Genomic DNA, 12,559 nt, shown 5'->3' with positions numbered 1-12,559 from the left:
ATGAAGTTTATCTATGTTGATCCTTCAGCGACGGTTCCGGGTAACGGGAGCCTGGAAAAACCTTATCGCACGATGGATGAGGTAATTTCATCCGGAGTTAGCCATCCTGTCACCGTATCAATTAAACGTGGCACACATTTCTACTGGTCCTATATCAGCCAGAATGTAATGGCTTTTTTCTTAAATCGTTCTGGCACGCAGAGTGTTCTGACATCCTATGGTGAGGGTGCTTACCCGATTTGGTATCCTAAAGACGCTGCCACACGTCACACTGATACCCTTTTCCAGAACTTTAATATCAACTCGTTACAGCTTTCCTCTCCCCCTGGTGAACAACATACCGGTGGCTATTTGTATGGTACGCTCAGAGGGGATGCCAATGGGATTTGCAATCTGGAAATTCACCATATTAACTTTATTGGTGATCCGGCCGCGATAGCAGGTTCCGCTCCCGCCAAAGAAGTGGCATGTATCCACCTGACCGTTAAAGACAAAACAAACATCGCCCACAAAGTTTTTATTCATGATATCTATGGCGATAACATTAATTGCGGCATATTCATTCGTGGCAACCCCCATCTTTCAGAGCCTGATACCTATTATGGTGATCAAAGAAAAAGCTATGGGGTACGTATTCTTGATGTTTCTTTCACCAACATTGTTAATTACGGTGTCTTATTGTCTGGTGCGGCCAGTAAAAATAAAAACCGTGATGTTCGTGGAGATGAATGGGAATCTGGCTGGGATAATATTTATTACTCGTCCTACCGTACCAATGTGTATAACCCGATAAAAGATCCCCATGCATGGACCACCGCCCGTGCGGATGTCCCGCTGTGGATGACCATGTGCGCTTACGCCACCGGGCAGAATTTTGAGGTGCATGGGTCCGGACCAGCCGCGCCCGATCGCTATGCGTTAGATTTGGATTATCACTGCAATCATTGCCTGTTACGTTGGGGTTATCTGACCAATAATGCCAAACCGTTTATGTTCGTTCAGGGTCCCTTCTCCAACAGTTGGTATCATGCTAACGGTTATAAGCCGCTCAATGATGACATCTATACGCTCTACCATACCCTGGGCCTGGGTTGTGTGAATAACGTGATTGAATACATTGTTTCCTATAACGATGGCGTCGCGCGAACACAACGCAGCGAGGATATTTACTGGAAGAAAGCCTGTTGTTTTTGGTATTGCTATAACAATGTCGTGCGAAATTGCCTGTTTATTGACACCGTTTCTCAGGCCAATGACCATGTTCTTTTCTGCAACCCACGCAAAGAGGACAATCCAGCCGCCCTTGCCATGACGCTGGAGAATTGTATTTTTTACTGGAAACACCGTGACAATTCCAATCTGATCAGCCCTGCGGAAGTGTCCGAATTTGGCACGTTGCTGACCAAATACGCCTTCAAAAACTGCATCTTTTACTCTGAAGCCTGGTCATCCGCCGCTCCCGCCGCCCTGGCGGGTGTTTCCACCAGCGAGCTGCGATATGTCGATCCTAAATTCCGCTTTACCCTCCCCCTCGTGCCGCCGGCGGGTATGAAAGAAGCAAAAAATATCCTGCAACTCGCCAGCGATTCACCCGCCCTTAAAACCGGGACAACCAATACCGGCCTGGATATATGGGGAAACGCTGGCAACAACATTGGCTGGCAGCAGCACCCGACGGCGTTGTAATAATAAACAGACGGTGAGACATCATGACTCTATCAAGAAGACGTCTTTTGAACTGGATTGTGCCTTCGACATTACTGGCGTTGTTCTCAAACCGCAGTTCTGCATCCAACTCCAGTGATGTCAGGATAAATCCCCCTCCCTTACCCGCGACGGCAGCGCCAGACACATTACGTACTGAGATTGGCAAAGAGAATGGATTCGAACTGGTTGGCGGTTTCTTTACCGGCGAAGGCAAGCAAGTGGCGGGCAGTGGAACAACGTCGGTGTTTGACCGGGTCAGGCAACGCGGGCAGTTTGATATCGTACAAGGCGTGTCGGACCCTAAAGGGATCGCTGGCTTAACGTTTGGCGGGCCAGATAACCGGGGGGCGTTAATTATTGATGAACGTGGGCGTCTCCAGACGTATGCCACGAAAGAGGGAAAACCCACGGCGGCCAGAGTGGCCATCCCGTTCAGTGAACCCTATGGACAAGGTATCGCTGGCTGGAATGGCAGCATATTGCGCTTACCCTTCTCCGGTGCCGAAGATGACACGCTGCATTCCTCGTTAATCTTTCTGCCCAAAGCCGACGGTTCAGCTGACATGTATATTGCCGGACCGGGGCAATATACCGACTACGGCACTCCCTATGCGGGATCGGGCGTGGTTGCTCCGCGTGCCTTAACGGATAAGGATTTAATCGCGCCGTTGAGGAAGGGAAATGTGCAGTCCACAACCTGGCTCAGCCAACCCAGTTGGGTAACGTTATTCACCCTGAAAACCGGTGTAAGAAATTCAGGCCCGAACTTCACCGGATTTTTTATCTCCGGGGGAACCCTGGCAGAGTCAATCTATACCTATCTGATTCAATGCAATGATATTTTTGTCTCATCGCTCAATGCCGCGACGGTGAAGCATGTCTTGCGTATCACTAACTTACGCGATCCCTCGGACTACCGACACGACACCGCAAACCTGACGCAATTTGGCTACGTCTACAACAAGTCGGACAATACGTTAACGGTCTACGCCAAAATTGCCGCCCGTAACGAAGGTGCGACCTTCATTCCACTTCGCTATGCCGAGGCAGGAAATTCAGGGGAAGAGAAAGTCGTTCTTCATCAAGCGGGCGATGGACCGCTGAACAGAGAGCCTGAAGGTATTGTGTATGTTGAGGAAGAAAATTCTTTAACCTCAAATACCTACATCCCCCTTAATGATGGCCGTGTGGTGAAAACATCCGGGGCAGTGATCCGCATCTCTGACTCCATAGCCGCCGCGACCCGATCACCGGTGCAGGATGCGTTTAAACAGAACGATGACTTTAGCGCGGTTAATCGAGGTTACGCGCAGTCCGGCAAGTTGACCGCGACAAAAGAAGCGACGGGAAAATATAAGATCATCGGCACATCAATCGTCACGAAAAAATCTTTATGGAAAATCAGTAATCCGGTGATTGCAGGCGGAGCAGGCATCCAGAACCTGGCGGCGACTATCGAGTCTGATTCTTACAACACGATTGTGATTGGTGTCAGGGCGCTGAAATACACCCTGAACGGTTCTGAGGACACCATAACCGCCGCCCTCGGTGACTACACCGACATTCCGGCTGACAGCTGGGTCGATATCCACACCACGTTGCAATGATCGGGTGCCAGCATAGTAACGCTGGCCCCCTTCCATTAACGCAACGGCACCTCGCGCAATGCCTGGCGAATAAAGCCATTGTTGTGGCTGAGCAGCGCTTGTGCTTCTGCCGCCGGCAACCCGGCGAGTACCATCACAATCGCAGTTTTGCAGTGTCCCTGACAGGCCGCCAGCGCCTGCTGCGCAGTTGCGTCATCGCATTCGGTTGCCTGTTTAACGATATTAATCTGCCGCTGTACCAGCTTCTGGTTAGTCGCTTCGACATCCACCATCAGGTTGCCGTACACCTTGCCGCTACGGATCATCGCGCCGGTGGTCAACATATTCAGTACCAGCTTTTGCGCTGTGCCCGCTTTCATACGCGAAGAACCGGTGACCACTTCCGGCCCCACCACTGGGGTCAGCGCCACATCGGCCACCTGCGCCATCGCGCTGTTCGGGTTGCAGGTTAAGGCGGCGCTAAAGGCTCCCACCTGTTTGGCGTAATCGAGGGCACCCAGCACGTAAGGCGTGCGACCGCTGGCGGCGATGCCTACCAACACATCTTTGCTGCTGAACTGGATATCACGCAGATCCTGCGCACCTTGCTCATAATTATCCTCGGCATTTTCCACCGCCTGCAAAATTGCGGTGTGACCTCCGGCGATCAGCCCTACCACCTGGCTGCGCGGGGTGCCAAAGGTAGGTGGGCATTCACTGGCATCGAGGATCCCGAGACGACCTGAGGTACCCGCTCCGCAATAGATGAGACGACCACCCTGACTGAAGGCGGCGGTGATGGCATCCACCACCTCGGCAATCTGCGGCACAATCGCTTCTACCGCCAGCGCCACTTTCTTATCTTCGTCATTGATAACGCGCAGCATCGCTTCCGTCGACAGCTCATCAATCTGTTGGCTGGCCGGGTTACGCCCCTCAGTAATCATCTGGCTGAGATCGATTTTCATACAGGTTCCGCTAAGAGAATAATTTATTCTTGAAACTATATATCAAACTGAATTGTTAATTCACCTGGTGGAAAGGGAAATTTTTCCGTTTTGCCCGGCGCAGGAATAAAAAAACCCGCCAGATGGCGGGTTTATGAGAGGCAGGTTACGCAGCGTTTTGCGTACGTAACTTAAGCTCGTAAGCGGCGGCTTGTTCGGTGTCGAACTGGTTTTCCCAACGGGCGATCACCAGTACCGCCAGCGCGTTACCGATCACGTTCAACGCGGTACGCGCCATATCCATAATACGGTCAACACCGGCAATAAACGCCAGACCTTCCAACGGAATCCCGACACTCCCCAGCGTTGCCAGCAGCACCACGAAAGAGACACCCGGGACGCCTGCAATCCCTTTCGAGGTCACCATCAACGTCAGCACCAGGATGATTTCATCGGTCAGCGACAGGTCAATGCCATACAACTGAGCAATGAAGATCGCCGCAATGCTCTGGTACAGCGTTGAGCCGTCAAGGTTGAACGAATAACCGGTTGGCACCACAAAGCTGGTGATAGCCTTCGGCGCGCCATAGGCTTCCATCTTCTGCATGATGCGTGGCAACACGGTTTCTGAGCTGGAGGTGGAGTAAGCCAGAATCAGTTCATCTTTCAGAATGCGCATCAGGGTGGTGATACGCAGTTTGCAGAAGCGCGCCACCGCCCCCAGCACCACAAAGGCGAAAAACAAAATCGCCACATACACCAGCAACACCAGCTTAGCGAGCGGCCACAGTGAGGCGAAGCCGAAGTTAGCAATGGTGACGGCAATCAACGCAAATACGCCGACCGGTGCGTAACGCATGATCATATGCGTCACTTTAAACATGGTTTCAGACACCGAACGGAACAGCCCCACCAGCGGATCGCGATGTTCCGCAGGCAGAGACGACAGCCCCAGACCAAACAGCACCGAGAAGAAGATAATCGGCAGCATGTCACCCTTCACCAGCGAGGCAAAAATGTTCTGCGGGATCAGTGACAAAATGGTGGTGACCAGGCTGTGCGGTGCACCCTGCACCGCCTGCGTTGTGGCTTCGTATTTAGAGATGTCCACCGTTGCCAGCGTTGACATATCAATGCCGCTGCCGGGTTGGAATACGTTGGCCAGCGTGATGCCGACCACAATGGCAATGGTGGTGATCACTTCAAAATAGACAATGGTTTTGACGCCAATACGTCCGAGTTTTTTCGCATCGCCCACGCCAGCAATGCCGACAATCAATGACGAAACCACAATCGGCACCACAATCATCTTAATCAGATGAATGAAGATGTCGCCCGCCGGGCTGAGAATATTGGTGATTAACCATTCACGATCGTCCGGTTGATTATGCAACACCGTACCGACCACGACGCCCAGAATCAGCGCAATCAATATCTGCCAGGCGAGGCTGAGTTTAAAACCTTTCATAACGCGTTACTTTCCTCAGTTAAAACCCCTTTGCTCTGCTGCGAAGGAGCAGAAGACGAAACACACAGGGAAGTGAGCAAAAGCCCGATAAAATAGAGGGTTATTATGGACTGCATCCGATACTACCTTGCGCACATTTTGCACGCGTCCTGTGATGCAGCCTGAGTGGATACTGGCTTGCCAGGGGCGAGATAAGTACCATTTTCACTACGGTAAATGCAACCCCTGGCGGGTTCGCTTAATTCTTATCCTGCGCTGTAGCATAAAATGCTGATCCGGGGAGAAAACCATAACCCGCTGTTATGAAAAGTTTTAATTCGATAATTTTCCGCATAGCTATGCAAAATCGCGTAAAAAGCAGTCGGGCGCGTTTGCTGATATTTTGTTCAGAAATTTCTCAGAGTTAGCACCTGCTGCGCCTGATGATTCCATGATATTTGCCAAACGAATACCCACAGGCTTAGGCCGTGATCCAGTCTGCAAAACCGAAACAAAGCCGCAGGGCCGGGCTTCAATTAACCATTGATTGACATATGATTAACATCTTCAAGGAGGTCAGCCATGAGCCAAATTCACAAGCATCCCGTTCCAGCTGCGATTGCCGAGAACGCCCTGATTAATGCAGAGCAATATGCAGCGATGTACCAACAGTCGGTTGACGATCCCGAAACCTTTTGGGGCGAGCAAGGCAAAATTCTCGACTGGATTACTCCCTATAGCAAAGTGAAGAACACCTCCTTTGCGCCGGGTAATATCGCCATTCGCTGGTATGAAGATGGCACGCTCAACCTCGCGGCCAACTGCCTTGATCGTCACCTGCAAACCCGTGGCGACCATCCTGCCATCATCTGGGAAGGTGATGACGCCAACGAAAGCAAGACCCTGACTTTCCGTCAGTTGCACGCTGAGGTGTGTCGTTTTGCCAACGTGCTCAGCAGCCTGGGTGTGAAGAAAGGCGATGTGGTCGCCATCTATATGCCAATGGTGCCGGAAGCCGCGATTGCCATGCTGGCCTGCGCGCGCATCGGAGCGGTGCATTCGGTGATTTTTGGCGGTTTCTCACCAGAGGCCGTCGCCGGACGCATCATCGATTCAAACGCCAAATTGGTGATTACCTCCGATGAAGGCATTCGCGCCGGACGCAGCATTGCGCTGAAGAAAAACGTGGATGATGCCCTGAATAACCCGAATGTCACCAGCGTGAAGAACGTGGTGGTATTCCAACGCACCGGTAAAGATACCGGCTGGCGTGAAGGCCGTGACCTGTGGTGGCATGACCTGATGGCAGGTGCCAGCGACCAGCATCAAGCGGTAGCGATGAATGCCGAAGATCCGCTGTTTATTCTCTATACCTCCGGCTCTACCGGTAAGCCAAAAGGTGTGCTGCATACCACCGGGGGCTACCTGGTGTATGCCGCTACCACCTTTAAGTATGTTTTTGATTATCATCCGGAAGACGTTTACTGGTGCACCGCCGATGTCGGCTGGGTTACCGGACACAGCTATCTGATTTATGGTCCACTGGCGTGTGGTGCTACCACGCTGATGTTTGAAGGTGTGCCGAACTGGCCGAAGCCGAGCCGCATGGCGGAAGTGGTCGATAAACACAAAGTGACCCTGCTCTACACCGCCCCCACCGCGATTCGCGCGCTGATGGCCGAAGGCGACAAGGCGATTGAAGGGACTAACCGCAGCAGCCTGCGCATTATGGGTTCGGTGGGTGAGCCGATTAACCCGGAAGCCTGGGAGTGGTACTACAACAAGATTGGTGATGGCCGCTGCCCGATTGTCGATACCTGGTGGCAGACCGAAACCGGTGGTTTCATGATCACCCCACTGCCGGGCGCTATCGAGTTGAAAGCAGGTTCCGCCACTAAACCGTTCTTCGGTGTGCAACCGGCGCTGGTCGATAACGAAGGTAATACCCTGGAAGGCGCGACGGAAGGCAACCTGGTAATTGTTGATTCATGGCCGGGCCAGGCACGTACCTTGTTTGGCGATCATGAACGTTTCGAGCAGACCTACTTCTCCACCTTCAAGCACCGTTACTTCAGCGGTGACGGCGCACGCCGGGATGAAGATGGTTACTACTGGATCACCGGGCGTGTTGATGACGTGCTGAACGTCTCCGGTCACCGCCTCGGCACCGCAGAAATTGAATCAGCGCTGGTGTCACATCCGAAGATTGCTGAAGCGGCGGTGGTGGGGATTCCACACAGCATTAAAGGTCAGGCGATCTATGCTTACATTACGCTGAATCACGGCGAGGAGCCGTCGCCAGAGCTCTACACCGAAGTACGTAACTGGGTGCGTAAAGAGATTGGCCCGATTGCCACCCCGGACGTGCTGCACTGGACCGACTCGCTGCCGAAAACCCGCTCCGGCAAAATCATGCGCCGTATCCTGCGTAAGATTGCCACCGGTGATACCAGTAATCTGGGCGATACTTCGACGCTGGCCGATCCAGGCGTGGTAGAAAAATTACTGGAAGAGAAACAGTCGATAAAAATGCCGTAAATAGTCATCTGATAAATACGTAGCGGCGCAATTTATCGCGCACTGTACTGATTAAAAGCGCGATAAATCGCGCCGCTACGAATATAACCCGGCAATGCGGTTCAGCCTGTCCCCACAGGCTCCGCATCGTCAACCCTGCCCTCCGTCGTACTCGTCAACATCGCATTTACTAAATAATTATAACATTCAGTCAGTTAACATCACTTTTCGGTGAGGTTACTGCCTGCCTTGCCTCTGGAGAAACTGTGATGAACGAAGCCGTAAACCAACAGGAAGCTGTGTGGCAACAAATCGAGAGCAATCCGCGCTTTCAGGAGCTGGTGCATAAACGCCAGTCCTTTGCGCTGGTGCTCAGCCTGATCATGCTGGTGTTATATGTCGGTTTTATCCTGCTGATCGCCTTCGCCCCCGCCTGGCTCGGTACGCCGCTCCATCCCGGCACTAACGTCACGCGAGGTATCCCCATCGGCGTCGGCCTGATTGTGATCTCTTTTGTGCTGACGGGAATTTATGTCTGGCGTGCCAACGGTGAATTTGATCGTCTGACCCAACAGATTCTGCGCGAGGTGAAATCATGAAGCGTCTGCTCCCACTGTTCCTCGCCGCCGCCCCCATCAGCGCCTTTGCCGCCGATGCCATTACCGGTGCGGTGCAGAAACAACCCATCAATTACGGCGCCATTATTATGTTTGTGGTGTTCGTCGCCGCGACCCTCGGGATTACGTATTGGGCTTCCAAACGTACCCGTTCTCGCAGCGATTACTACACCGCAGGCGGCAATATCACCGGTTTTCAGAACGGGCTGGCGATGGCAGGCGATTATATGTCCGCAGCCTCGTTTCTCGGCATCTCCGCCCTGGTTTACACCTCCGGCTATGACGGACTGATCTATTCGCTCGGCTTTCTGGTGGGCTGGCCGATGATCCTGTTTCTGATTGCCGAGCGTTTACGCAACCTTGGTCGCTATACCTTTGCTGACGTGGCCTCCTATCGTCTGGAGCAAAAACCCATTCGCACCCTCTCCGCCTGTGGTTCACTGGTGGTGGTGGCGCTGTATCTGATTGCGCAGATGGTTGGTGCCGGTAAGCTGATTCAGCTCCTGTTCGGCCTCAATTACCATGTCGCGGTCATTCTGGTGGGCATCCTGATGGTGATGTATGTGCTGTTCGGCGGCATGCTGGCGACCACCTGGGTGCAGATTATCAAAGCGGTGCTGCTGCTGTTCGGTGCCACCTTTATGGCTGTCATGGTGATGAAAACCGCAGGTTTCAGCTTCAACACGCTGTTTACTGAAGCGATGGCAGTACACCCGAAAGGCTCAGCCATTATGCAGCCTGGTGGGTTGGTGAAAGATCCGATTTCAGCGCTGTCGCTCGGACTGGCCCTGATGTTTGGTACTGCCGGATTGCCACATATCCTGATGCGCTTCTTTACGGTGGCCGATGCTCGTGAGGCGCGTAAAAGCGTGTTTTGGGCCACCGGCTTTATGGGCTATTTCTACTTCCTGACCTTTATTATCGGCTTCGGCGCGATCTTGCTGGTAGGGGCCAATCCCGCCTTTAAAGATGCCAGCGGCGCGCTGATTGGCGGCACCAATATGGCGGCAGTCCATCTGGCGGATGCAGTGGGTGGCAGCCTGTTCCTTGGCTTTATCTCTGCTGTGGCATTCGCCACCATTCTGGCGGTGGTGGCCGGGTTAACGCTGGCGGGGGCTTCTGCGGTTTCTCATGACCTGTATGCCAGCGTGATCCGCAAAGGCAAGGCCACCGAACGCGAGGAACTGCATGTCTCGAAAGTCACGGTGCTGGTGCTTGGCATCGTAGCGATTGCGTTGGGGATTTTGTTTGAGAAGCAGAATATCGCCTTTATGGTCGGCCTGGCGTTCTCTATCGCGGCCAGCTGTAACTTCCCGATTATTTTGCTGTCGATGTACTGGTCGAAGCTGACCACACGCGGCGCAATGATTGGAGGCTGGCTGGGCTTGCTGACGGCGGTGGTGCTGATGATTCTTGGACCCACCATCTGGGTGCAGGTATTAGGGCATGCCGCGCCGATCTATCCGTATGAGTATCCGGCGTTGTTCTCAATACTGGCCGCGTTTATCGGCACCTGGCTGTTTTCCATTACCGATCATTCGGAACAGGGGGCCATTGAACGTCAACGCTTCCGTGGACAGTTTATTCGTTCTCAAACCGGCGTGGGTATTTCGCAGGGGAAAGCGCACTGAGACGCCCTCACCCTAACCCTCTCCCACAAGTGGGAGAGGGAATATATGGTACCCCTCCCTCTCCCACTTGTGGGAGAGGGAATGGTCCTTGCAAAACTGGCATATCGCACACCTCCCTCTCCCTCATGGGAGAGGGCCGGGGTGAGGGTCACAGCGCGCAGAGGACTCTAACCGCAGAGGGCCGGGGTGAGGGTCACAGCGCGCAGATGACTCTAACCGCAGATGACCCTATTAAAAACGCAGTGACGCCCCAACATACGGGCCATCGGCCAGCACGTTGTCTTTACGGCTGCCTTTGTTGTTCAGCTCGATATACTGATAACCCACACGTACGTTCAACAGCGAGATCGGGGTGAAGCTCAGGCCGCCAGACACTTCCTGGTAGCTGTCGAGATGATCAGAGAAGGATTCCGGTGCATAGTAGTAGCCACCATACAGGCCCCACATGCTATTGAAGTTGTACTGCGCACCCGCACCCACTGCCACGGCAAATCCGTCTTTACCATCTTCCGGGTGGGTAAACAGCGCTTTCGCCGTCGGAGCCAGACGCAGGTTACCAAAATCAACGTTGTAACCCAGACCCAAACCGTAAGTGCTGCCGTCATGATCGCTGCGCAGCCAGTTGCCATTAAGGAACAGACCCGGTGAGTTGGTACCGAGGCCAAGGTTGAGGTTGGTGGTGTGTTCACCCACGTCAACACTGCCCTCAATCGCCTGCGCGCCGCTGCTCAGCAGAGCCAGACCCAGTACGCTTCCTGTAACAAGTTGCTTTAACATGTAATTCCACTCCATGAAGGACAATCAATTCGGCGGAAAGGGTAAACAGCCAGGCGGCAGGAAACAACTTTATTTGGCAAGCTTTACGTAAACAGGAATGACAGCAACAGGCAAAACGGCCCTTGCGGGCCGTTAATTTGGCAGATTACGCCTGCCACATCAGATGCCCCAGCAAGGGGGCAAGGATCACCGTCACCACACCAGAAAGCATCATCACCAGGCTGGAAACCACCCCTTCCTGCTGACCTATCTGGTAAGCGCGCGCCGTACCGGCACCGTGCGAGGCCGCGCCGAAACCGGCCCCCTTCGCCACACCCTGTTTGATCGCGATACGCAGGAACAGAAAATCCCCTACCGCCATGCCAAACACCCCGGTGATCACCACAAACAGCGCCACCAGATCCGGCTGACCGCCAATCGGTTTCGCCGCCGCCAGTGCAAACGGCGTGGTGATGGAGCGCACGGCCAGGCTGCGCTGAATAGATTCCGGCAGAGTAAGCAAACGCGCCAGCCACACCGAGCTGCACACCGACACCAGAGTCGCGGTCGCCACCCCCAAACTGAGCGATAACCAGTGGCGTTTGATAATCTCCTGGTTTTCATACACTGGCACCGCAAAGGCCAGCGTTGCCGGGCCAAGCAGCCACAGCAGCCAGTGGCTTTCGGCGATATAATCTTTCCAGCTCACATGGGTAATCAGCAGCAGTACCACCAACACCAGCGGCGTCATCACCAACGGCATCAGCAGCAAAGTGCGCCAGCGTTGGTACAAACGTTTGTTGAGGTAATAAACCAGCAGCGTCAGCGCCAGACAAAGCAGGCTAATGATCAGATCATTCATGATGCGCCTGCTTACGCGCTGCACGCGCCATTTCAAAACGGTAAACGCGATCAACCACCAGCGAGGTCGCCGCCAACACCAACAGGGTGCTGATGCCAATCACCAGACAGATGCGCCAACCCTCGCTGCGCAACAAATCGCTGTAGTTCACCACCGCCACCACCGCCGGGACAAAGAACAACAACATCTCGGCCAGCAGCCAGTTAGCACCCGCCTTCACCCAACGCAGCGGTATCACGCGCGTCATAATCAACACCAACAACAGCAACATGCCGACGACATTGGCAGGCAGCGGCAAATGCAGCCAACCCACCAGTTTATCGCTGGCGATAAACAATCCCACGTACAGCACCAGCTGTAGCGGGACGAAAATACGTTGCAGGATGTCCGTTCTGCGCGGACTCAATGCGAACGCCATTTTCCTCACTCCCCCGTAAATAAATCAGGTGTTCAGTATAAAACGCAGGCAGAGTGTGAAAAAAATGAATT

Annotated in this window: 10 protein-coding genes; 5 read left to right on the top strand and 5 right to left on the bottom strand. The window is 53.5% G+C overall.

Annotation, left to right across the window (positions count from 1 at the left end; translation table 11 throughout):
• Nucleotides 1-1,686 (top strand): hypothetical protein, encoded by a 1,686-nt coding sequence (locus L579_RS09940; RefSeq protein ID WP_021184120.1) that lies wholly within the window; start codon nt 1-3, stop codon nt 1,684-1,686.
• Nucleotides 1,687-1,733: 47 nt separating this feature from the next.
• Complete coding sequence (locus tag L579_RS09935; RefSeq protein ID WP_021184119.1) at nt 1,734-3,314, top strand: hypothetical protein; 1,581 nt, start codon at nt 1,734-1,736, stop codon at nt 3,312-3,314.
• 35 nt (nt 3,315-3,349) lie between these two features.
• Here the strand turns inward: L579_RS09935 and murQ are convergent, their stop codons facing one another.
• Nucleotides 3,350-4,261, bottom strand: coding sequence for an N-acetylmuramic acid 6-phosphate etherase (murQ, locus tag L579_RS09930; protein WP_021184118.1), 912 nt, complete (start codon nt 4,259-4,261; stop codon nt 3,350-3,352).
• A 145-nt stretch (nt 4,262-4,406) separates the two neighbouring features.
• Nucleotides 4,407-5,708: a glutamate/aspartate:proton symporter GltP gene (gene gltP / locus L579_RS09925; protein WP_021184117.1), complete on the bottom strand. Its 1,302-nt coding sequence runs from the start codon at nt 5,706-5,708 to the stop codon at nt 4,407-4,409.
• Nucleotides 5,709-6,269: 561 nt separating this feature from the next.
• Here gltP and acs point away from each other — a divergent pair.
• From acs to actP, 3 genes are all read left to right on the top strand, one after another.
• A complete protein-coding gene (gene acs, locus L579_RS09920) occupies nt 6,270-8,225 on the top strand; it encodes an acetate--CoA ligase (RefSeq protein ID WP_021184115.1) in 1,956 nt (651 codons plus the stop codon).
• A gap of 248 nt (nt 8,226-8,473) precedes the next feature.
• On the top strand, nt 8,474-8,803 hold the full coding sequence (locus tag L579_RS09915; RefSeq protein WP_021184114.1) for a DUF485 domain-containing protein: 330 nt from the start codon (nt 8,474-8,476) through the stop codon (nt 8,801-8,803).
• Entirely contained in the window at nt 8,800-10,452 is a 1,653-nt protein-coding gene (gene actP, locus L579_RS09910; RefSeq protein WP_021184113.1) for a cation/acetate symporter ActP, read from the top strand. The genes L579_RS09915 and actP overlap by 4 nt, the downstream gene beginning before the upstream one ends.
• A gap of 231 nt (nt 10,453-10,683) precedes the next feature.
• Here actP and L579_RS09905 read toward each other — a convergent pair whose 3' ends face one another.
• The 3 genes from L579_RS09905 to L579_RS09895 form a co-directional block, all read right to left on the bottom strand.
• Entirely contained in the window at nt 10,684-11,229 is a 546-nt protein-coding gene (locus L579_RS09905) for a YfaZ family outer membrane protein (protein WP_021184112.1), read from the bottom strand.
• A 145-nt stretch (nt 11,230-11,374) separates the two neighbouring features.
• Nucleotides 11,375-12,070, bottom strand: coding sequence for an LrgB family protein (locus L579_RS09900; protein ID WP_021184111.1), 696 nt, complete (start codon nt 12,068-12,070; stop codon nt 11,375-11,377).
• On the bottom strand, nt 12,063-12,488 hold the full coding sequence (locus tag L579_RS09895; RefSeq protein WP_021184110.1) for a CidA/LrgA family protein: 426 nt from the start codon (nt 12,486-12,488) through the stop codon (nt 12,063-12,065). The genes L579_RS09900 and L579_RS09895 overlap by 8 nt, the downstream gene beginning before the upstream one ends.
• Between the last annotated feature and the right edge of the window lie 71 nt (nt 12,489-12,559).

The organism is Pantoea sp. AS-PWVM4 (assembly GCF_000468095.1).
In the GTDB taxonomy this organism is placed as follows: Bacteria; Pseudomonadota; Gammaproteobacteria; order Enterobacterales; family Enterobacteriaceae; genus Pantoea; species Pantoea phytobeneficialis.
Note: the sequence above shows the minus strand (reverse complement) of the source record. Positions and strands in the feature narration are given on the sequence as shown.